At 68.7% G+C, this 21,247-nt stretch carries 22 protein-coding genes and 1 tRNA gene; 9 read left to right on the forward strand and 14 right to left on the reverse strand.

All coding sequences use genetic code 11. The features are described 5' to 3' along the window. Positions 1-71: 71 nt before the first annotated feature. On the reverse strand, positions 72-1,577 hold the full coding sequence (locus DMP23_RS37475; RefSeq protein WP_134661950.1) for a threonine/serine ThrE exporter family protein: 1,506 nt from the start codon (positions 1,575-1,577) through the stop codon (positions 72-74). A gap of 209 nt (positions 1,578-1,786) precedes the next feature. Here DMP23_RS37475 and DMP23_RS37480 point away from each other — a divergent pair. Next, positions 1,787-1,862 (forward strand) — tRNA-Thr (locus tag DMP23_RS37480). 220 nt (positions 1,863-2,082) lie between these two features. Here the strand turns inward: DMP23_RS37480 and DMP23_RS37485 are convergent. Both DMP23_RS37485 and DMP23_RS37490 read right to left on the reverse strand, forming a co-directional pair. Then, complete coding sequence (locus DMP23_RS37485) at positions 2,083-2,361, reverse strand: hypothetical protein (protein WP_037808121.1); 279 nt, start codon at positions 2,359-2,361, stop codon at positions 2,083-2,085. A gap of 109 nt (positions 2,362-2,470) precedes the next feature. Further along, positions 2,471-3,601, reverse strand: a complete 1,131-nt coding sequence (locus DMP23_RS37490) for a TetR/AcrR family transcriptional regulator (RefSeq protein ID WP_238603993.1) — start codon at positions 3,599-3,601, stop codon at positions 2,471-2,473. Positions 3,602-3,826: 225 nt separating this feature from the next. Here DMP23_RS37490 and DMP23_RS37495 point away from each other — a divergent pair, with 225 nt between their 5' ends. From DMP23_RS37495 to DMP23_RS37510, 4 genes are read left to right on the forward strand one after another with little or no spacing between them, the layout of a single operon-like run. Further along, positions 3,827-4,693 carry an FAD binding domain-containing protein gene (locus DMP23_RS37495; RefSeq protein WP_238603994.1) on the forward strand — a complete coding sequence of 289 codons (867 nt, stop codon included), beginning with the start codon at positions 3,827-3,829 and terminating at the stop codon, positions 4,691-4,693. Next, entirely contained in the window at positions 4,690-5,214 is a 525-nt protein-coding gene (locus DMP23_RS37500) for a (2Fe-2S)-binding protein (RefSeq protein WP_238603995.1), read from the forward strand. The genes DMP23_RS37495 and DMP23_RS37500 overlap by 4 nt, the downstream gene beginning before the upstream one ends. Beyond that, positions 5,214-7,553 carry a xanthine dehydrogenase family protein molybdopterin-binding subunit gene (locus tag DMP23_RS37505; RefSeq protein ID WP_337823845.1) on the forward strand — a complete coding sequence of 780 codons (2,340 nt, stop codon included), beginning with the start codon at positions 5,214-5,216 and terminating at the stop codon, positions 7,551-7,553. The genes DMP23_RS37500 and DMP23_RS37505 overlap by 1 nt, the downstream gene beginning before the upstream one ends. A gap of 29 nt (positions 7,554-7,582) precedes the next feature. Next, on the forward strand, positions 7,583-8,158 hold the full coding sequence (locus DMP23_RS37510) for an SRPBCC family protein (protein ID WP_337823846.1): 576 nt from the start codon (positions 7,583-7,585) through the stop codon (positions 8,156-8,158). A gap of 44 nt (positions 8,159-8,202) precedes the next feature. Here the strand turns inward: DMP23_RS37510 and DMP23_RS37515 are convergent, their stop codons facing one another. The 9 genes from DMP23_RS37515 to DMP23_RS37555 form a co-directional block, all read right to left on the reverse strand. Beyond that, entirely contained in the window at positions 8,203-8,817 is a 615-nt protein-coding gene (locus DMP23_RS37515; RefSeq protein WP_037808111.1) for a DUF4190 domain-containing protein, read from the reverse strand. A gap of 72 nt (positions 8,818-8,889) precedes the next feature. Beyond that, positions 8,890-9,459 (reverse strand): helix-turn-helix domain-containing protein, encoded by a 570-nt coding sequence (locus tag DMP23_RS37520; protein WP_238603998.1) that lies wholly within the window; start codon positions 9,457-9,459, stop codon positions 8,890-8,892. 43 nt (positions 9,460-9,502) lie between these two features. Further along, on the reverse strand, positions 9,503-10,828 hold the full coding sequence (locus DMP23_RS37525; RefSeq protein ID WP_337823847.1) for an MFS transporter: 1,326 nt from the start codon (positions 10,826-10,828) through the stop codon (positions 9,503-9,505). Positions 10,829-11,008: 180 nt separating this feature from the next. Next, positions 11,009-11,965: a PDR/VanB family oxidoreductase gene (locus DMP23_RS37530; RefSeq protein ID WP_238603999.1), complete on the reverse strand. Its 957-nt coding sequence runs from the start codon at positions 11,963-11,965 to the stop codon at positions 11,009-11,011. Positions 11,966-11,986: 21 nt separating this feature from the next. Next, on the reverse strand, positions 11,987-12,730 hold the full coding sequence (locus tag DMP23_RS37535; protein WP_037808102.1) for an SDR family NAD(P)-dependent oxidoreductase: 744 nt from the start codon (positions 12,728-12,730) through the stop codon (positions 11,987-11,989). Further along, positions 12,727-13,230 (reverse strand): aromatic-ring-hydroxylating dioxygenase subunit beta, encoded by a 504-nt coding sequence (locus DMP23_RS37540; protein WP_337823848.1) that lies wholly within the window; start codon positions 13,228-13,230, stop codon positions 12,727-12,729. Before DMP23_RS37540 ends, DMP23_RS37535 begins: the two co-directional genes overlap by 4 nt. Next, a complete protein-coding gene (locus DMP23_RS37545) occupies positions 13,223-14,494 on the reverse strand; it encodes an aromatic ring-hydroxylating oxygenase subunit alpha (RefSeq protein ID WP_337823849.1) in 1,272 nt (423 codons plus the stop codon). The genes DMP23_RS37540 and DMP23_RS37545 overlap by 8 nt, the downstream gene beginning before the upstream one ends. 13 nt (positions 14,495-14,507) lie before the next feature. Beyond that, positions 14,508-14,888: a hypothetical protein gene (locus DMP23_RS37550; RefSeq protein ID WP_037808097.1), complete on the reverse strand. Its 381-nt coding sequence runs from the start codon at positions 14,886-14,888 to the stop codon at positions 14,508-14,510. 32 nt (positions 14,889-14,920) lie between these two features. After that, positions 14,921-16,042, reverse strand: coding sequence for an acyl-CoA dehydrogenase family protein (locus DMP23_RS37555; protein WP_037808095.1), 1,122 nt, complete (start codon positions 16,040-16,042; stop codon positions 14,921-14,923). A gap of 135 nt (positions 16,043-16,177) precedes the next feature. Here DMP23_RS37555 and DMP23_RS37560 point away from each other — a divergent pair, with 135 nt between their 5' ends. The 4 genes from DMP23_RS37560 to DMP23_RS37575 all read left to right on the forward strand — a co-directional run bounded on the left by DMP23_RS37560 (position 16,178) and on the right by DMP23_RS37575 (position 19,723). Next, complete coding sequence (locus DMP23_RS37560; protein ID WP_037808094.1) at positions 16,178-17,635, forward strand: PAS domain-containing sensor histidine kinase; 1,458 nt, start codon at positions 16,178-16,180, stop codon at positions 17,633-17,635. 96 nt (positions 17,636-17,731) lie between these two features. After that, positions 17,732-18,238 (forward strand): flavin reductase, encoded by a 507-nt coding sequence (locus DMP23_RS37565; protein ID WP_037808091.1) that lies wholly within the window; start codon positions 17,732-17,734, stop codon positions 18,236-18,238. 22 nt (positions 18,239-18,260) lie between these two features. After that, the gene (locus tag DMP23_RS37570; protein ID WP_051171481.1) at positions 18,261-18,509 is read left to right on the forward strand and encodes a hypothetical protein; all 249 of its coding nucleotides are present in this window, start codon (positions 18,261-18,263) and stop codon (positions 18,507-18,509) included. After that, positions 18,506-19,723 carry an amidase gene (locus tag DMP23_RS37575; RefSeq protein ID WP_337823850.1) on the forward strand — a complete coding sequence of 406 codons (1,218 nt, stop codon included), beginning with the start codon at positions 18,506-18,508 and terminating at the stop codon, positions 19,721-19,723. Before DMP23_RS37570 ends, DMP23_RS37575 begins: the two co-directional genes overlap by 4 nt. On the opposite strand, the gene DMP23_RS37580 is transcribed toward DMP23_RS37575, so the two are convergent. Next, entirely contained in the window at positions 19,713-20,327 is a 615-nt protein-coding gene (locus tag DMP23_RS37580; protein WP_009084166.1) for a response regulator transcription factor, read from the reverse strand. The two genes, DMP23_RS37575 and DMP23_RS37580, sit on opposite strands and share 11 nt — an antisense overlap. Continuing rightward, positions 20,324-20,932 carry a nuclear transport factor 2 family protein gene (locus DMP23_RS37585; RefSeq protein ID WP_238604004.1) on the reverse strand — a complete coding sequence of 203 codons (609 nt, stop codon included), beginning with the start codon at positions 20,930-20,932 and terminating at the stop codon, positions 20,324-20,326. Before DMP23_RS37585 ends, DMP23_RS37580 begins: the two co-directional genes overlap by 4 nt. Positions 20,933-21,247: the final 315 nt, after the last annotated feature.

A 21,247-nucleotide genomic window follows, 5' to 3' on the forward strand; every position in this document is an offset into this window, starting at 1 on the left:
TCGTCCTCGGCGGGTCGCGGCCCCAAGAGAAACCCTAGCGCGCGAGAAGTGACCGGCCGGTGACCAACTGGTTACTCCAAACGCCGTTCGGTCGGTTCCATCGGCCCGGCGAGCCGGGGTCCGGAGAGCTTCCGCTCGAGCCTGCCGAGGCCGGTGCGGACCGGCTGGGCGAGGTATTCGCCCAGTACAACGCCCGCCGCGAGGGCGAGCCCGATGGCGACCGCGGTCATCAGGGTCGAGATGTTCCCGCCTGGCGAAACCGCTAATTGGTATAGACCACGATAGGTGGAGAGACCGGGGAGCAGCGGAGTGATCCCGGACACGGCGACCACGAGCGGAGTAACTTTCAGCCGCCGCGCCATCACGCCGCCGCAGAACCCGACGAGCGTCGCCGCGACCGCCGAAGCGCTCACCGCGTCGAGCGTCGCGATGATCAACGCGCCGTACACGAGCGCACCGATCGCGCCCGCCGCGGCGGCGACGAGCATCGCGCGCAGCTTCGAGTACGAGGCGAGCGCGAAGCAGGCGGCCGCGCCGGCCCCGCCGACGACGATGATCGGCAAGTGCTGCGCGGTCGAGGCCGGGACGTCGGGCAACGGCGTGCGCGGCAGTTCGAGCATCACCGCGAGCCGCAGCGCGAGCACGACGCCCGCGATCAGCCCGGCACTCATCAACGCGGTTTCCATCGTGCGGCCGGACGCGGTGACGTAATAGCCGGTGATCCCGTCCTGCACCGCGGAAACCGTGGAGAGCCCGGACAGCAGCACGGTGACCGCCGCCGCGACCACCAGCGTCGGCCGGTCGGTGGTCAGGATGTTGCTGCTGACTATGACCATCGCCGACAGCGTCGCGAACAGCCCGCCGACCACCTGCTGGAAGAAGAACGGCAGGTTGACCTTGTTGAGCAGCCTGCCGATCCGGTCGACCGCGGCGGAGATGACCATCGCGACGAGCGCGATGTCGAGGCCTCCGCCGAGCAGCAGCGTGATGAACCCGGCCAGCCCGCCCCAGGCGGCGGTCGCGGTCCAGCGCGCGTACGGGTGCGGCGCGGAGGTGATCCGGTCCAGTTCGGTGACCGCTTCCTCCGCCCCGGTGTTGCCGCGGACGATCTGGCGCACGAGCGCCTCGGTCTCGGTCAGCCGGGTGTAGTCGAGACTGCGCGAACGAACCACTCGCAACGCGGTCACCGGCGCGAGGTCGGTCCCCCGGTGACAGGTGACGGTGATCGACGTGAAGATGACGTCGACCTCGCAGTGCGGCAGCCCGAGCGCGGAGGTGAGCGCGAGAATGGTCGCGGTGACGTCGGAAGCCCCGGCGCCGCTGGCCATCTGCACTTCGCCGATCCGCAGCGTGAGATCCAGGACGAAGTTGACGGTCGCGTCGTCCGGCGGCTTGGGACCGATCGCCTCCTCGGACTCGACCGCGGGCTGTTCGGCGGTCGGAGCCTCGAGAATGTGCCAAGCGCGCCGGCGCAGCAGATTTGGCCGATGCCGCTGGCTGGAGCGCGGGTGCGGAGGCTCGAGAATCGGCCACCGTCTGCGCGCAGCCCCCTGGCCGGCACGCTCGTTGATCTTCATGATCGATCCCCACCTCCTCGTTCGTTCCCGGGGACCATCGGCCGTACCGCCCCAGCTGTTGCAGTGGTGTCCGACACACCTGCCACCGATCGTGCCGCATGGGGTTGGATCTTGCCGATTTCCGGTGCTGACCTGGGAGTTAGGGCGGGTTGTCCGGCTGCGGCGGAAGCGGCCCGATATACTTTTGGCGCGCCCGTCGCCGGGTGCGTGCCGGTATAGCTCAGTTGGTAGAGCATCTGTCTTGTAAACAGAAGGTCAGGGGTTCGAACCCCCTTGCCGGCTCCAGGAAAGCAGCCTTCGGGCCGCTCGAGTTGATCTTAACGCGCTGAGGCAAGCCCGAGCGGGCGCGACGAAGCGATTCGCGCCGTCCGTCTCGGGCGGGCCGGAATGGCCGCCGGTGCGGCAGTCTTGCCGACGACCGGAATCAGGCATCGCGCCTTGGTTGAGCCGGTTTCCTTCACCCGGCCCCAGGTTCGCGGAGACCCATTCGCGTCGACGAAGTGGTTCAGGCAGCGGATCGCGGGATGTCCGTGGCAGGCAAATCGATCGCGGCTCGACCGGCCTCGGTGAGGAGTGCCGGAACGCGCTCGCCGCGGCGGCCGGCGCGCAGTGGGACCACCAAGGCGAACCGGGCGAGGCGGTGGGCGGTGAACTGGTCGCAGCAGGGGACGCCGTCGATGTAGAGGTCGGGTTCGCAGCTGCAGGTCATTTCGGCGCGGCCGAGGCCGACGGCGGTGAGAGTGGCTCGCTCGCGGTGGTTCAGCGGGAGGATCTGGGCCGACATGACTGCCTCGCTGGGGTGGGTTCGCTTACTGCTTCCTCCCACTGTGCGAGATCCATCTGGTGCCAGCCAGAGCCAGTTTCGAGCCTGTTTCGCGGTACCAGATCCTGGATCAGGCCGGATCCGCCGAGGAGAGGGATTCTTCCAAGAGTCCCAGCAGTCTCGACAACGCAGTCCGTTCCGCGCTGCCCACTTGGCCGAGAAGTTCGTTCTCCCGCGGGAAATGCTCGCGCGCCACGCGGTCGATCAGTGCCCGGCCGGATTCGGTCAGGCGGAGGTGGACGACCCGGCGGTCCTTGCCGTCTCGTTCGCGGACTACCAGGCCTGCCTCCTCCAGCTTGTCTGCGCGCAGGGTCACGCCGCTCGGACTCACGAGCGCCGATTCCGCGATCTCGCCCACGGTGCGGCGATACGGCGCGCCTGCCCGTCGCAGTGCGGTCAGGACGTCGAACGCCGCCATGGTGATCCCGTGTTCCTCCGCGATCCGGCTCACCGAAGCCCGGTACAGCGCTGAACACCGGTGCAGCCTGCCGAAAACGGCGAACGCGGACACGTCCAGTCCGGGGGTTTCGGTCCGCCATTCGTCCGGGACGCGGTCGACGGTGTCTGCGGCCGGCGGGTGCGCGCTGTCCAGGGCCGCGGACATCGCTTCGGCGAAGTAGGGCGCGAACGTCGCGCTCGGCACCGAGTGGGCTGGCTCGTGTGCGAACAGGTATCGCTCCATGACCACGCCGAACAGCACGCTGCGGACAAGCGCGATTCGCTCTCGTGCGTCCGGCGCGTCGGCCAGCAGTTCGGCGAGCGGTTCGGTGACTTGTTCGTCGAGGATCGCGCGCAATTGCTCAGCGCTCGCTTCGTGGGTGACTGCCGAGCGGATCAGCGCGGCCCAGGGGTGTTCGGCCGGCGTGCGGTCCCAGCGTTCGAGGTAGGCGTTGGCCAGCGCGTGCGACAGCCGGGCCGGGCCGTCCGCGGCCGCCGCGACGATGTCGACGGTGATGCCCGTGCTCCGGCCGACGATTTCGCGGAACAAGCCGTCCTTCGAGCCGAAGTACGCCATCACCGAGCCCGCTGTCACCCCGGCTTCGGCCGCGACCTCTCGGATCGACGTTCCCTCGTAGCCGCGTGCGGCGAACAGCCTGCGCGCGGCGTCCAGCACCGCGCGCCGGTTGCCCTCCGGATCTTGGGGGCGACCGCGGCGGCCCGCGGTCTCGCCCTGGGGCGGCGGGGCGTCGTCGGCGCTCATGCGGCCATCTTAATCGGTGGAGTTTGAACGGTCGTTCATGATCACGGGGAGGGTGTTCGGGTGGCGGTCAGGGCCGCTAAATGGCAGGTGAGGACGGATATTGCGGAGGGCTGCAGAGATCTGACACGGCGGCTGAGGCAAGGAAATCTGCGGATGATCCTTGCGGTAGTAAATCTTTGGTGTAACTATCTTAGAGCTCAACGAACTTGACCGGAGAGGGTCAGCATGAAACCGAGCCCCTTCGATTACGCCGCTCCTGCCACCGTCGCGGAGGCCGTCGCGCTGCTGGCCGACGGGGACCGCGAGGCCAAGGTGCTCGCCGGGGGCCAATCGCTCGTGCCCATGTTGTCCATGCGGCTGGCCCGGCCCGAGGTGCTGGTGGACATCACCCGGATCGCCGGTCTCGCCCGGTGCGCGGTCGGCGGCGAAGGGGAGCTGCGGATCGGTGCCGCGGCCCGGCAGTCGGCGGTCGCGGCCGACCCGGTCGTCCGGCGCGGCTGGCCGTTGCTCGCAGCCGCGATCGACCGCATCGGGCATCCGCAGATCCGTCAGCGCGGGACGGTGTGCGGCAGCCTGGCCCACCACGATCCGGCCGCGGAACTCCCGGCCGTCGCGATCGCGCTGGACGCGTCGTTCGTGCTCGCCGGGCCATCCGGGACCCGCACGGTGCCCGCGGCCGAGTTTTTCGTCGCCACGTTTCAGACCGCGCTCGCCGACGACGAATTGCTCACCGAGGTCGTTTTCCCCGCGCAGCCTCCCGGACGAGGCTGGGCGTTCGAGGAACTGGCGCGGCGGCACGGTGATTTCGCCACCATCGGTGTCGGTGTCGTGCTCGATTGCACCGCCGATTCTGTCGCCGGCGCACGGGTTGTGTTTTGTGGTGCGGGACCGGTGCCGGTCCGGCTGCTGCCCGCCGAAGCCGCCTTCACCGGAACTGCGCTCGACGCCGACGACCTGGCAGCGGCCGCGCGTGTCGTCCACAGCCAGCTGGAACCGGCCGGAGATGTGCACGCGAGCGCCGAGTACCGCCGCGAAGCCGCCGCCCACTTGCTGACCCGCGCCATCACCATCGCTTGGGAGCGCACCCGATGAACACACCTGCCAACCCGCCGCTGACCGAACCGTCCGCATGGCACGCCGTCCGCCTGACCGTGAATGGGGAAGCCGTTGCCGTGCAAGTGGAATCCAGGCTGCTGCTGTCCGACTTCTTGCGCGATCGGCTGCGCCTGACCGGGACCCACGCCGGCTGCGAACACGGGGTCTGCGGCTCGTGCACTGTCCTCGTCGACGGAGCACCAGTGCGCGCGTGCCTGACGTTCGCCGTGCAGTGCGAAGGCGCGGAGATCCGGACTGTCGAAAGTCTCGCGCCGGGCGACGCGCCGCTCACGGCCGTGCAGCGCGCCTATCACGAATGCCACGGAATGCAGTGCGGTTACTGCACTTCCGGGCTCCTCATGACCACGACCGCGCTCGCGTCGGCCGAGCATCGGCCCTCCGAAGCCGAGGTCGCCGACGCGCTCAGCGGGCATCTGTGCCGATGCACCGGCTACCGCAACATCCGTCGTGCCGTGGCGCAGGCTCTCGACGCGCAATTCGGAGAGGAATCCGCCTGATGACGGGAAAATCCGGCTGGATCGGCCGCCCGATGGCTCGCGTCGAGGACGACCGGCTGCTGCGCGGGCAAGGCCGATACGTCGACGATCTCGCCCTGCCGCACGCGTTGGAGGCGGCGTTCCTCCGCAGCTCCGAAGCGCACGCGCGCCTGGTTTCCGTGGATGTGTCGGCCGCGCTCGCGGCACCGGGCGTCACCGCCGTCTGGACCGGAGAAGACCTGGCGGACCTCGCCCCCTTGCTCAACCGCGAAGAATTGCGCATCCCGGCCGGTCTCGCGGAGACCGTCGATCCGACAGTGCGGATAACGCCGATGCCGCTGCTCGCCCGCGAGAAGGTCGCTTACGCAGGTCAGCCGGTCGCCGTCGTCTTCGCCGAAAACCGTTACCTGGCAGAGGACGCGCTCGAGTTGATCGACGTGCGATACGCATCGCTGCCGGTGGTAGTCGATCCGGAAGAGGCGTTGAAACCAGAGGCGCCGTTGATCCACGAAGACCTCCAGGACAACATCGCGGTCGCGGTGACGGCCCGCGTCGGCGAACCGGACGCCGTGTTTCGCGACGCTCACACCGTGATCAGCGAGGAATTCCACGCACACCGGTACGTTGCCTCTCCGATCGAGACCCGTGCCGTCGCCGCGCACGTGGACCCGTATCGCGGTGAGCTGACCGTCTGGTCCGGAACCCAGACGCCGCACCGGCTTCGCGATTCGATCGCGCGCACGCTCGGGCTCGACGCCGAAGCCGTCCGGGTGCTCGCCGTCGACGTCGGCGGCGGGTTCGGGCAGAAAGGAATCCTGTATGTCGAAGAGCTGATCGTCCCGCACGCCGCGCGATGCCTCGGCAGGCCGGTGCGCTGGCGCGAGGACCGCACGGAGAACCTCGTCGCGTCGTCGCACGCCCGCGAGCAGATCCATCGCATCGAACTGGCGGCCGACGCGGACGGACGGCTCCTCGGCGTGCGCGACCGGATCACGGTCAATTTCGGCGCTTACAACATGACCGGCCTTGTGGTGCCGTACAACTCGCTGTGCCACCTGCTCGGCCCGTACCGCGTGCCGAACGTCGCGATCGACCTGACCGGGGTGCTCACGAACACGACGTTCTCGACGCCGTACCGCGGGGCCGGGAGACCCGAAGCGGTGTTCGCGATGGAGCGCGCGATGGACCGGCTCGCCGCCGCGCTCGGACTCGAACCCGCTGAGCTGCGCGCGCGGAACCTGGTGCGGCCCGGCGAAATGCCGTATCGGACCGGGCTGGTCGACCGGTCCGGCCAGCCGCAGGTCTACGACTCCGGGGACTTCCCCGAGCTGCTTCGCCGCGCGGTGGCGAGGGTCGATCTGCCCGCGATCCGGGCCCGGCAGGAATCGGGTGCGGTGGAAGGGAAACGCGTCGGCGTCGGGGTCGCGCTCTACATCGAGGCCACCGGCCTCGGCCCGTTCGAGACCGCCCGGATCGACCTCGCGCCCAGCGGCCGGGTGAAGCTGGCGATCGGCACCCCGTCGCAGGGTCAGGGGCACCGCACGGCCATGGCGCAGATCGCCGCGGACGCGCTCGGAGTCTCGCCGCGGCAGGTCGACGTCGTCGGCGGCGACACCGCCGCTACGGCGTTCGGGGTCGGCACTATCGCCAGCCGTGCGCTGGTCAACGCGGGCAACGCCACGCACCGTGCCGGACTGCTCGTGCGGGGGAAGGCGCTCGCCGCCGCGGCCCGCAGACTGGAGGTCGACGCGGCTGATCTCGACCTGGCAGACGGCGTGTTCACCGTGCGGGGGACCCCCTCCGGACCGTCGCTGACGCTCGCCGAACTGGTCTCGGGCGCCCCGCTGTCCGACGACGGCCCCGGTGCCGAGCTGTCCGAAACCGTGCACTTCCGCCCGCCGGGATTCGCCGTGTCCAGCGGGGCGCACGCGGCCGTCGTCGAGGTCGACGAGCGCACCGGCGTGGTGGAGATCCGGAAGTACGTCGTCGTGCACGACGCCGGTGTCATCGTGAACCCGCTGATCGCCGAGGGCCAGGTGACCGGCGGGATCGCGCAGGGCATCGCGGGCGCGCTCTACGAGGAGATGATCTACGGGCCGGACGGCCAGCCGCGCACCGCCACGTACCTGGACTACCTCGTTCCGACGTCGTCCGAGATCCCGGATCTCGACCTCGACGAACTGCACACCCCGAGCCCGATGAACGACCTCGGCGTCAAAGGACTGGGCGAGGGCGGTGCGATCGCGCCGCAAGCGGTTCTCGCGAACGCGATCGAGGACGCCCTGCGCCCGCACGGCGTGGTGGTCCGCCGCGGCCCGCTCTCGCCGAGCCGGGTCCGCGACCTGCTGCGGTCCGTCTGAACCCGCACTCACGAAACGGAAAGAACGCGATGCGCCTCGACCACTCCTTCACCGTTCCCGCTGCCCCGGACGCGGCGTGGGAACTGTTCCTCGACCTCGAGCGGGTCGCGCCGTGCCTGCCCGGCGCGGTCCTAGACCGGCTGGACGGGGAGTCGTTCTCCGGACGGGTCAAGGTCAAGGTCGGTGCGGTCCAGATGAGCTATCAGGGTTCGGGCACCGTCAGCCGCGACGAAGCCGCCCGGACCGTGGTGCTCGACCTCGAGGGCCGCGAAAGCCGGGGCACCGGCACCGCCGCCGCGACGGTCACGGCCGTGCTGGCCGCGGATCCGGCCGGGACCCTGGTGCGGGTGCGCACCGACCTAGCGCTCACCGGCCGTCCCGCGCAGTTCGGCCGCGGGATCCTCGCCGAGGTGAGCGACCGGATCGTCCAGCAGTTCACCGCCCGGCTCGCGGAAGCTTTGGCCGACCCGGGTTCCTCCCCGGACGAACCGGAAGCCGTCGACCTCGGGGCCGCGGTCGTGCCGGTGCTGCTGAAGAAAGCCGCCTTGCCAGCCGCGGCGCTCGTGGCTGTGGCGATTGTGGTTCGCCTGTTGCGTCGTCGATAGCTGCTGGTGCGGAGAAGGGCCCGACGAGCCCTTCTCCGCGCCGATCAGAAGCCGTCGCAGGTGGCGGTCGCGAAGTTGCCCGATGCCTTTGCCGTCTTGGCTTCCTTGCCGTCCACGACGACCTTGCAGGCCACCTCTCCGCCCTCGGCGCCGGTGGTCACCGACAGGCTGCCGCCCTTGAACAGGCCCTTCGTGGTGATGTCTTTCGACCACGGCAGGGTCTGCGGCTGGTCCTGGTTGGAGGACGCGTTGCCGTCGCCGATGGTGGTGTAGGTGATCGATGCTTCCTTCGCGGTGCCGGTGACCTCGTAGTGGATCGTCACGACGCGGTTCGCTTCGTTGTTGACCTCGTTGACCACCTTGGCGGCCGTCACGGTCCACACGATGCAGATCGCCAGGCCGATCACCGACAGCACGAGACCGGCGATCGAGAGGCCCTTGTTCGTGGCCTTTCCAGACCGCGTCCGGACGAAGCCGAGCGCCGAGAAAATGATCCCGAGGATCACCAGCGGCCACGCCACGAGCCCGACGACCGGGACGAACGAGAAGATCAGGCCGATCAGTCCGAGCACGAACCCGGCGGTGCCGAGCCCGTTCTTCGGCTGGGCGGGCGGGGCCGGGTAGGGAGCGGGCGGCGGAGGATAATCAGGGGCGGACATGAGAGCCTTTCGTGATCGAACGTGCACAACCAGGTCGCACTGATCGCCCCGAGTGTTACGTGATGTCTGGTATCAATTCGTGCGCGGCTCCACATGCACTCGCTCGCCTTGGAGTCCGAAGAGGATCAGCAGCTCGACCGCGCCTCCGTCGGCGGAGCCGAGCCAATGGGGTTCCGTCGTGTCGAACTCCGCTGCCTCGCCGGGCGGGACGGTCAGGTCCTTCGCGCCCACGATCAGGCGGAGATGCCCGTTGAGGACGTACAGCCATTCGTAACCGCTGTGCGTTTTCAGCGCGGGTTCGGCGGAGCGGCCGGGGATGAGCATTTTGTACGCGTGCACGCCGCCCGGTCGCCGGGTCAGCGGTACGTAGGTCATCCCGTGCTGGTGGATCGGGCGCAGGTGGACGCGCGGGTCGCCGGCGCGGGGCGCGCCCACCAGGTCGTCGATGGGCACGTCGTAGGCGCGCGAGAGCGGCAGCAGCAGTTCCAGGTTCGCCCGGCGTTGGCCGTTTTCCAGACGGGACAGGGTGCTTTCCGAGATGCCGGTCTCCGCTGACAGGTCGGCCAGGGTGATGCCGCGCCGCGTGCGCAGGGTGCGCAACCGGGGGCCGACCGCGTCTAGGACTTCGTCGATCTCACGCATGACCCCAGTCTCGCGGAAGCGGCGAGACTGGGGCGCGTTCAGGTCAGCCGACCAATTCGGGAGCCGGTTTCGCGGCACGTCGCGCGGGGGCGGTTTCCGGGAGGATCAGCAGGCAGACCAGGCTCAGCACCAGCAGTGCGGCCAGGTAGTAGCCGACCGCGAGGGCGTCGCCGGTCGCCGCGACGATCCGGTTGGCGATCATCGGGGAGAGACCGCCGCCGAGCACCGCGCCGACGTGGTAGCCCACGCCGAGGCCGGACTGGCGCTGCTCGCGCGGGAACAGTTCGGCGAACCAGGTGTACATCGGTCCGAAAAGGATTCCGGTGGCGGCGAAACCCAAGAGCAGCGCGACGAATACCGAACTGATGGTGCCCGCCGACGCGATCGGGAACATCACGAGAGCGGCGATGATCGACAGGACCGCGCCGGTCACCATCACCGGTTTGCGGCCGATCCGGTCGGACAGCCAGGCGGATCCGACGTTCGCGGCGGCGTGGCACAGCAGCGTGATCGTCGAGATAGTGACGATCGGCGCGCGCGGGAGGCCGAGACCTTCCGGGGCGGCGGCGGTCGCGTAAGACAGCATGAACGTGACGAGCGCGAAAGTGCAGGCGGTGAGGCCGAGGTTCGCGCCGGCGATCAGCAGCAGTCGCCGCCAATTCGAGCGGAGGACGTCGGCGAGCGGCTTTTTCGCACGCGTTTCCGCGGCAGCCATTTTCTCGAATTCCGGGCTTTCCGAAACGCCACGGCGGACCCAGATGCCAATCGCCAGCACGATGCCGCCGGCGAGGAACGGGAGACGCCAGCCCCAGCTCAGGACGTCGTCGTTGGGCAGCAGGAGAACCAGCGCGAACGCCAGGTTCGCCAGCACGACACCGATCGGTGAGCCCAGTGCGACGAAGGAACCGTAGAGGCCGCGCCGTTTTTCGGGTGCGTGCTCAACGGCGAATACAGCCGCGCCGGCGCTTTCCCCGCCGCGGGCGGCGCCGTGCAACAGGCGCAGTCCGACGAGCAGCAGCGGTGCGGCGATGCCGATCACCGCGTACGGCGGGAGAACGCCCATGCCCAGCGTCGCGATACCCATCAGCAGAAACGCGGCGTACAGCGCGGTGCGGCGGCCTCGCCGGTCGCCGATCCAGCCGAAAAGCGCCGCGCCGAGCGGGGCCATCACGAAACCGATGGCGAAGGTCGCGAGGCTCATGAAGGTGCCGAACCAGGCGTTGCCGGTTTTGAAGAACACCGACCCGAACACCAGTGCCGCCGCGGTGCCGTAGATCGAGAAGTCGTACATTTCCAGGGAAGTGCCGACGCCGGCGGCGAATCCGAGCCGCAGCACGCCGGGAGAGTGCGCTTCGTCGCGCTTGGCCATAGCAGGCCTTTCGTCGTCTCGCGCGGAATGCGCGGAGTGTCCGGTGGTGGGGAAACGGTGGACACAGCTTAGGGAAAGCGTGACGAAGGAGGCAAAGTCCGATTTGCGGCGGATTGATAAATAAAATCGATCAATTAATAGACAAGACGGCCGGAATCGCGAGGATTCCGGCCGCTCGGCTCAGTACAGTTCGATCACCAGTTTTTCGGAGCGCGCCCGCGACACGCACAGCGCCATCTGGTCGCCGGAAGCCTTGTCGCTGGCCGAAAGACACTGGTCGCGGTGCTCCGGCGTGCCTTCCAGCACCCCGGAAACGCACGAACCGCAGATGCCTTCCTCGCACGATTTGAACACCTCGATCCCGTTGTCGGTCAGCACCGACAGGATCGACCGGTCGGCTGGGATCTCGAATACCTCGCCGGTGTCGAGTTCGACGGTGAACGGCTGGTCGCCGCTCGTGTCGACCTCGGCCGCGGTGAAATGTTCGACGTGCACCTGCGTTTCGCCGACCACGGGCGCGAACACGCCGGTGACCTGCTCCATGAACCCTTCCGGGCCGCAGGTGTAGACGTGCCCAGCGGAACCGACACCGGAGGCAACTTCGGTAAGCACCGCGGGCTGTTCGTCGCGCGGTACCCCGAAATACAGCAGCACTCGGTCCCGGAATTCAGCCTGTTCTTCAAGCAGGGAAACAAAAGCCGCGGACTCCCGGCTGCGCGCGAAGTAGTGCAGTTCGAATTCCGCACCGTCCGCGTGCAGCTGATAAGCCAGGCTCAGCAACGGAGTGATGCCGATGCCGCCCGCGATCAGCACGTGCCGCTCGGCGTCCGGAGCCAGCGAGAGCAGGTTCCGGGTTTCGCCGATCTCGAGCTTGTCGTTCTCCGCGACGGTGTGCAGCGCCTCGGAACCACCGCGCGAATCCGGCTCCCGCTTCACCGCGATCAGCAGCGAGGACGTGTCGTCCGGCCGCCCGCACAGCGAATACTGGCGCAGGATCCCGGTCGGACCGGTGACGTCGACGTGCGCACCGGCGGGATGCGGGTCGAACGGCAGACCGTCGGCGCGCACGAGGCGGAGCGCCCGGATTCCAGGCGCTTCCTCGACGACCTCGGCCACGCGGACCACGGTGTTCGGCATCGGCTCTCCGTTTCAAGCGGTTCAGCGCAGGTAAAGGCCGCCGTTGGCGTCCCAGCAGGCCCCGGTGACCGAGGCCGCGCCGGGCGAGGCGAGCAGCGACACCATCCGTGCGATGAACGCCGGGTCGCCGAGCCGTCCGACGGGGATGTTCTTCGTGAAGGCCTCGAGGTTGTCCTCGCCGACGATCGAATGCACCATCGGGCTGTCCAGCGGCCCGGGGGACACCGAGTTCACGGTGACCCCGCGCGAGGCGAGTTCGCGCGCGAACACCTTCGTCGCGGACATGATCGCGCCCTTGGACGACGCGTAGTGCCCGCCGGTCGCGGTGCCGCCGTTCTGGCCTGCCAGCGACGCCATGTTCACGATCCGCCCGTAACCCTGCTCGGCGAAGTACGCGCCGAAGATCTGGCAGGCGGTGAACGTGCCGGTGAAGTTGACCGCGAGGACCGCGTCGAGGTCTTCCGGCGTGATCTCCATCAGCGGGGCCGCCTGGGTGCGGGCCGCGTTGTTGACCAGCACCTGCACGCTGCCGAAATCGCGGACGACGTCGTCCTTCAGCTGCGCGAGCGCCGCCCGGTCCCGTACGTCGACCTCGTAGCCGCGGCAGTTGCCAAGGGATGCGGCCAGCTTTTCGGCCGCTTCACCGTTGATGTCCACGATCGCGACGCGGTAGCCCTCGGCGTGCAGTTGCCGCACGATCGCTTCGCCGAGGCCGTTCGCGCCACCCGTGACTACGGCGACGTGCGGCTCCGTCTGCGCGCTCACAGCAGGAATCCCGCGGCCGGAACGGCTTCGTCGCTATTGACCAGCCGGACGACCTTCAACGCGATCCGGTCGCCTTCGGGACCGTCCGGCGAGAACCGGATGCGGTGCACCAGATCAGCCGCCCACAGGTCGTGGTTGCCGCGTTTGTAGGCGACCAGGATCTGGGCCGAACGCAGCACGACTTCTTCGTCGGAAACGGATTCCGGCACGAAGCGCGACACAGTGCGCACGGTGCGGGCGGAGTCGACGGCGGCGAGCGCGTAGCCCTCGGTCATCCGCGCGACGCGCATCTGCCGCATCCGCGCGTCGTCGTAGACCATGTTCAGCGAACCGGCGAAATCATCGGTTTCCCGGTCGATCGGGATGACGTAAATCCCGTCTTCGGTGAACAGCTTTTCCCACTCGTGGTATTCGGTTCGGTCCAGCAGTTCCGCTTCGCGGTTGACCAGCTCGACGGCGCGCGCGACCCGCGTGTCGGTGGTGGGGATGGTCTCAGTCATCGCCCATCATCTCCTTCCACTGGGCGTACGCGGCGCGCATGCCGGTTTCGTCGGTGACGTGCGAGGTCGGCCAGCCTTCGGGGCTCGCCTTTTCCCGCGCGAGCCCGCGGTTGACCAGGATCGGCAGGTCCGGGCCGCCGTGCGCCCCGCGCTGCACGCGGTCCCAGCCCTCGGCGTCGTCGGGCGTGCCGAACCCGAACGGGCCCTGGAAGTGTTCGTGGATGCGCAGCCGTTCGCGGTTGACCACGTCCAGTTCCGGCGGTCCGTCGGGACCGATCGCGACGTGCTCGATCAGCGTCTCGTTGACCGAAATCGGCCGCAGCACGCGGAAAAACGCCGCGGACATCGAGACGTTCGGGAACAGGTTGAGGTTGAACCCGGTGCCGTGCATGGCCCGGACCACCTTGCGCACCTGCGCCTCGTCCAGCGTCTTCGACAGTTCGGCCACGACGTGGTCGAACCGGCCCTGCAGCGGCTCGGTGCCGTCGTCGACGTCCAGATCGGAGTGCTCCGGCACCATCTGCATGACGCTGTGGCCGTTGCCGAGCGAATGCGTGATCGCCGACGGATCGGTCATGAACGACATCATGTCGGCGGTTTCCGCGTCCACCGAAGCCATCCACGACCGGTGCACGATCGGGAAGTGGTAACCGTCGGTGGTGTTTTCCAGCTGGATCTTCCAGTTGCCGCGGAACTTGAACTGGTGCTTGCCCAGCACCTTGATCGGGTAGCCGCCGCCCTGCTTCATGAACCGGTCGATCCACAGTTTCGCGTCGCCCAGGAAGTCCTCAAGGGACTCGCCGTCCTCGGCGAAGGTCGCGAAAACCATGCCGCCGTAGGATTCGGTGCGCAGTCTCTTCAGCGACAGTTCGCCCTTTTCCAGCACGCCTTCGTAGCCGTCCGGGTACGGGATGCCGCGCAGCTTGCCGTCGAGGCCGTAGCTCCAGGCGTGGTACGGGCAGGTGAAGCCGTTGGCCTTGCCGCTCGGCTTCTCGCACAGGCTCGCGCCGCGGTGGCGGCAGCGGTTGAGCATCGTGTGCAGTGTGCCCTTGCGGTCCCGCGTCACGATGACCGGCTGTCGGCCGACGTAAGTGGATTTGAAGTTGCCCGGCTGCGCTAATTCGCTTTCGTGCGCGACCCACACCCACGAACGCTCGAAGATCTGCGTCATCTCGCGTTCGAAGATTTCCGGGTCCGTGTAAAGCCGGGCGGCTACGCGGTCGCTCTCCGCGAAATCGGCGGGAACAACGGTGTTCTCAGTCATGAGGTCTCCGATTTCAGTCGGGCAGGTCGACGTCTTCGCGGACGGTCAGCGGACGGCCGATCCGGGCTTCGATCTTGGCGAAGCGCCACAGCTTGACGCCATTGCTGCCGACCTCCGTGGTGCGCAGCAGGTTGCAGCCGGCCTTGACGGTTTCCTGGCTGTCGGCGTCGGCGAGGATGTAGCAGGTCCACGGCCAGCCGTCAGACGGGCCGACCATGTGCGCGTCGTCGTCGATGTCGCCGATGAACGTGATGCCCGGCAACGCTTTCAGCTGGTCCATCATGGACACGAAGGACTGCCAGACGTCGCCGATGGTGATGCCGTCGGCGGGCAGGTCGAAGAAGTTCTGGTTGATGCCGATGCAGAAAAGCACCCGCAGGGGCTGCGTGCTCACAGTCGGAGACTCCTCGTCGTGGTGGTGGCTGGTCAGCGGAATCCGGGGCTGGTCGGCGGCTGTCCCATGAGAACCGCGCCGGCGGCGTCGTGGATGGCCGGGCCCAGGAACGCATGCTGCTTGGGTACCAGTGCGTCGCCCTGAAGTCCACGCAGCGGGTGCGTTGAGTAGATCGGGGCGGTGCCGGAAATCTCGACGAGCTTCGACACCACCTCGGACGCCGTCTTCGCCAGGTGCGCGGACGAAAGCCGCAGCTGGGCGTTCTGCTCGTCGGTGGCCTCGTCGCCGGAAACGACGGTGTCCCATACCTCGTGGCTGACCTCGTAGAACCAGGCGCGGGCGGACCGCAGCGCGGCCTCGGCGTCGGCGTACCCGGTGCGGTAGTAGCCGCGGTCGGCGAGCTTCGGCGCACCAGTGACGCCGGTGTAGCCAGCGCCGACCTCACGGGCGTGGTCCAGCGCGGCCCGTGCGACGCCCGCGCCGACGATGGCGAGAACCTGCGCGGCGTAAGCGATTGTGGGATAGCGGTAGAGCGGCTCGTCCACGGTGGGCGCGCCGCCGCGGATGAACGTCCACTCGCGCGGGACCTCGACGTCGCGCACGACCAGGTCGAACGAACCGGTGCCGCGCATGCCGACGACGTCCCATTCCTGCACGATCTCGACCTGGTCGGGCCGCAGCAGCGCGGTGCGCGGTTTCCCGCCGGTCGATTCGTCGCCGGGGATGCCGACGCCGAGGATGTCCGCGCCCATGCAGCCGCTGGCGAACTTCCACCGGCCGTCGACGCGGAAGCCGGTTTCGGTCGCCGGGGCGGGCTGGACCGGGAAGAGCCCGCCGGCGAACGCGACGTCCGGACCGTTCTTGTACAGCTCGGCCTGGGTGTCGAGCGGGAGCGCGGCGAGGTAGATCAGCGACGAGCCGAAGCTGGCGACCCAGCCGGTCGAACCGTCCACTGTGGAAATCCGCTCGATCAGGCGGAGGAATTCGGCGGGCGGGAGCGGGTTGCCGCCGAACTTCGCGGGCGTGCTGGCCCGGTAGACGCCGACCTGCTTGAGCCGGTCGATGAAGTCGCGCGACACGTAGCGCTGCTGCTGGAACTCGTCCTTGCGCGTGGCGAGCTCGGCGAGCACCTCCTCCATGGTGACTTCGCTCATCGCTGCTCCTCAGAATGCCGGTGCGGTCGGTCCGACGGTACGAAGGACGCCGCCGCGCGGGAATTGGTAGTGCCTGAGCGGGCGTAGGGGATTTCTTCAGTGCGAGCCGCCAGCCAGGGGCTTTACCCTGAGCCGATGGAAGCGGACCCGCGCGCGCCCGAGCTGACGACGCACGATTTCGTCGCGATGCTCAACGCCAGCCGCACGTGCGTGCTCGTGCACGACGGCGCGACGAAGAACATCCTGTGGGCCAATCCGGCTGCCTGCGAGATGCTCGAATGGAGCGTCACCGAGCTGCGGCCGCTGAAGGCGAACCACATGAGCAGCTCCGCGCAGCAATACGACCGGGTGATCGGGCGGGCGTGGCTGCAGGAGGCGGTCGAGAAGGGCGTCAGCCGGATCGAATGGCACTACCGCACGAAATCCGGCCGGGTGATCCCGACGGACGCGGTGGCCACACGGGTCGAGCTGGCCCAGGGGCCGGCGGTGATGGTGCAGTTCCGCGACATCGAACGCGAGCAGGAAATCGAGCGCGAGCTGCGGTTGACCACGTCCTGGGTGGACGCGCTGGCCCGGCAGACGTCGGCGGTCGCGCTGATGCTCGACGGGTCGGGCGAGCTGCGGTTCGCCACGGATTCCGCGGTCGCGCTGTTCGGCGCGACGCCGGATGAGCCGCTGGGCCGGTTGACCGACTACGCCGCTCTGCGTCTCGACGACCGTCCGGCCACTTGGGACGAGGTCCGCGAGCGCGCCGTGCCAGCCACTCAAGTTCGGCTGGAAATTCAGGGTCGCGTGTGGCTGGAGGGCAGCGTCGAACGGCTTCGCGAGCCTGGTGGAGACGCGTTTCTACTGCTGCTCCACGACGTGTCCGAACGCATCCGCGGCGAGGTTCAGCGCGAGCGTGACCTGCACCGGGAGAACTACCTCGCGCGCTACACCGCGATGGGCGACATGGCGATGGCGATCGCGCACGAGCTGAGCCAGCCGCTCGCCGCCGCGGGCAACTTCCTGGCCGGTGTCCGGTCGCGGACGCTCGATGCCGCGCCGGTCGTGTACGGCATCGACAGCGCGGTCCGGCAGATCGAGCGGGCGAGCCAGATCGTGTCGTCCGTGCGCGCGTTCGTCGGGCATCTGGAGCACGTGGAGCAGGTCGCCGACCTCAACGAGATCGTCGAGGAATGCCTGTACTTCGTGCGGTTGCGAGCCGAACCGGCCGCGATCGAGGTGACCTTCGACCGGTCGGCCGAAGCGGTGCCCGTGCACTGCGAACGCGTGCTGACCGGCCAGGTCGTGCTGAATCTGTGCTTCAACGCGATCGAGGAAATGGCCCAGTGCCCGGCGCAGCGGCGCAGCCTGGTGCTCACCACGCGCCGCGACGGCGACACCGGCGTGGTCACCGTGGACGACCGCGGCCGCGGCTTCCCGCGCAACCCGTTCGACGAGTCGTTCACCGCGAAGGAGCGCGGCAGCGGCATCGGACTGGCGCTGAGCCACCGCATCATCACCCGCCAGCACGGGACGATCTGGGCCGAACACCGCGCGGGCGGCGGTTCGCGCTTCGGCTTCGCACTGCCCGCGACCGGCCCGGGTTAGGAATTCTTCAGCTACGCCGGGGAAGTTCTCGATATCCCGGGACCGGTGCGGCTTTGTACGGTCAGAGAAGTCCCGGCCCCAGTCCTAGGAGGCACCGTGTCCGAGCTGACCCGGACCCAGCGCGAATTCCGCACCGCGATGGCCAACCTCTCCGCGGCCGTCAACGTCGTGACCACCGCCGGCCCGCACGGCCTCGCCGGGATGACGGTGAGCGCGGCCTGCTCGGTCACCGACAGCCCGCCGACCGTGCTCGTCTGCGTGAACCGGTCGAGCCGGTCGCACGCGATCCTGGTCGGCAACGGCCAGGTCTGCGTCAACGTCCTCGGCCCCGGCCAGGAAGACCTGGCCATGCACTTCGCCGGCGCGACCAAGGTGCCGACCTCCGAACGCTTCGACCAGGACTGCTGGGACCTCGACAGCGAGGACGCCCCGGTCCTGCGCGGCGCGGCGGCCTCGCTGGTCGGCCGGATCGTCGGCGAACAGGAGCACGGATCGCATTCGGTGCTGTTCGTCGAGATCGAGAAGGTGCTGACCGCGCCGGACAGCGGTGCTTTGGTGTACTTCCAGCGCCGCTTCCACCGGCTTGCCGCACTCAGCGCCTGATCGAGGAGAACCCGTGGACCGGATGACCCTGACCTGCTACAACGACACGCACGGCTACGGCTGGCGGCACGTCGACCTCTTCGTGCACGACGAGCACGGCCGCGAGCTGGACTGGGTGCACTGGCAGGTCCCGGCCGACGGCCCGGACGCCGCCGACGAGGCCACCGCCCGCGTCGAACCGCTGCTGCGCCGGACGTCCGACTGGCGGCACGCGGTCAGCGCGAGCGGCATGGACTACTGGACCGCCGACGCCGCCTGGACCCAGCCGTGACCGGCCCGTGGTCGCTGCGCGCGCTGGTCGCCGATCTGACCGCTGGCCGGACGACACCGGAAGCCGCCATGGCGGAGGCCCGTTCGCGGATCGCGGCAGCTTCCTACGACGCTTGGGTTTCGTCGGCTTACCTGCCTGCTTCGACAGGTCCGCTGGGCGGAGTTCCGTTGGGCGTCAAGGACATCATCGACCTGGCCGGACTTCCGACCCGCTGCGGCTCCGTACTGCGCGCGGAGGCTCCACCGGCCACTGTGGACGCTTCGATCGTCAGCGAATGGCGTCGGGCCGGAGCGGTGCCGATCGGCAAGACGGTCACCACGGAGTTCGCTTTCTTCGCACCCGGTCCCACGGATAATCCCGCGGCACCCGGCCACACCCCTGGCGGTTCCTCGAGCGGTTCCGCCGCTGCCGTCGCCGCTGGGCACGTCCCGCTGGCTTTGGGCTCGCAGACCGCTGGCTCGGTTACGCGACCGGCCGCGTTTTGCGGAGTCGCGTCGCTGGTCATGACCCGGGGCCGGTTCCCGGTCGACGGCGTCACCGGTCTGAGCCCGAGCCTGGACAGCCACGGGATGTTCACCGCGACGGTTTCCGATCTGGCCTTGGCCTGGTCAGCGCTGTCGGGGGAGCCGGAGGCCGCTGCTTCTTCGGCACCGCGATTGCTGGTGTGGTCCCCGACTGACGCGAGCCCAGCAATGCAAACCGCGCTTGGCACTGCGGTCTCTCTGCTGCGAGCTGCCGGTGCCGTGGTCGATGAATTCCCGGACCCCGCTCTGGTGCTTGGCTTGACTGCCGCACACCCCGTGGTGATGGCCTACGAAGCCGCGCGGGAACGCTCTGTTGAGCTCGCCGCTGCGGACCGCCTCAGCGCCCCTCTCGCGCAACTGCTGCGTACCGGCGCGGAGATGCCGCGCGCGGAGTACGAGGCCGCGCTGGACGTCGTCGCTTCCGGCGCTGCCCGGCTGGCCGAGCTCGTGGCCGGCTACGACGCCGTCCTCACCCCAGCCGCGCTCGGCTCGGCCCCCGCGGGCCTGGAGGCGACCGGCGACCCCGTGCTCAGCCGCCCGTGGCAGGCGCTGGGCGTGCCGGTCATCGCCGTCCCGGGCCTGCGCGACGAGGCCGGTTTGCCGCTGGGATTGCAGCTGATCGGCAGTGCTTCCGGCGAGGCCGCGCTGCTGGGTACGGGCTGCTGGGCGGAGACCGCGCTCAAACGGTGACGCGATGGGTGAGGATGTCGCGGACCAGCGTCCCGAGGCTGTCCGCTGACGTCTTCGCCTTGATCCGCGCCCGATGCACGTCGACGGTTTTGACGCTGGTGCCCAGCCGGTGCGCGATCGCCTGGCTGGGCATCCCGTCGACCACCAGCCGCAGCACCTCGCGCTCGCGCTGAGTCAGCGTGTCGAGCCGGGCCCGGACCGCCTGCCGCTCCGCGTGCTCCGCGAACCGGCGGCGCGCCTCGATGAGCTGGGTCTGAACCACCTCGACCATGCGCTGGGCCTGGTAGGGCTTCTCGAGGAAATCGACCGCCCCCGCGGTGAGCGCACGGACCGACATCGGAATGTCGCCGTGCGCGGAACAGAAGATCAGCGGAGCCGGACAGTCGATTTCCGCGAGCTTTTCCTGCAGCTGAAAACCGCTGATCGCGGGCATGCGCACGTCGACGATCACGACCGCGGGCTCGGCCGGGTCGAATTCGTCGAGGAAGGTCTGGGCGTCCGGATAGGTCAACGCCTGCACGCCGACGCTCTCCAGCAGGAACACCAGGGACTGCCGGAGGTCCTCGTCGTCGTCCACCACGTGCACGACCGGGTCGTCGCTCATGGCTTCATCAGCACCGAGGCCGAGGGATAGTCGCTGGCCCAGCCTTCCGGCAGCGGGGCGATGAAGACGTTTTCGGTGCGCGTGCGGGTGATCCGCCAGGTCTCGCCTACCCGCCGGAACGCGTTGTTCAACCGGCTGGACCGCAGGAGCGCTTTCCCGTCGGAGAACAGCCACGGTTGCATGTGGATCCATTGTCCCGTGGCCTCGTCGCCGTCCACATGGATCTGCTCGGAAGTGAGATAATGGGCGTTCAGGAGAAGTTCGGGGTCTTTCTTCTCGCCCCAGAACCGCTGGAAATGCGCCCGGATAGCCGCGGCGCCCTCGGCCCGCCCGAACTGCCCGTCGTAGTACTCGCCGACGCCCTCCCAGACCGCGTCCTCGGTGTAGAGCTCCATGATGAGATCGATCCGCTCGTCGTCGCCGCCGACGCCGAACTCGGGGCAAGGCGTGTCGCAGAGGAACATGTAGCGCGCCTGCACCCGGCGGATCTCCGCCTCGGCCTCAAGCACCCCGACCCGCCGAACCAGCCCCGCGACAGTCTCCTCCAACGCGGCCACCCGCCGGTCCTGGCTGGCGTCGGACAGTGCGGAGTGCTCGAGAGACATCGTTTTCCTCACTAGGAAGTCGTTGACCGGTTGGCGCTTCGTGCCGGGGTTGGCCTTTCGGTGCGGTTTTCGGCTCGTTGACAGGGTAACCGGACCGCACCGGGCATTGGCAGCTTGTGACCAGCCTCTGCCGGGGTCGGAAGGGTTGTCAATCGAATCGGTGAGTTATGCGTGGCGTGTTTCAACCCGGTGGTGGGGGTTATCAATGGGTTGGCGGACAACGTCTCGGGCGGGCGGGTGTCCTGTTCGGAGTGGCGCGCTGGGATGGCTAGGCCGGGGGTTCTTCGTTGTTGCTGGGCGGGGCTGCTTCCTTGC

It is taken from the genome of Amycolatopsis sp. A1MSW2902 (assembly GCF_017312175.1).
GTDB lineage: Bacteria > Actinomycetota > Actinomycetes > Mycobacteriales > Pseudonocardiaceae > Amycolatopsis > Amycolatopsis nivea.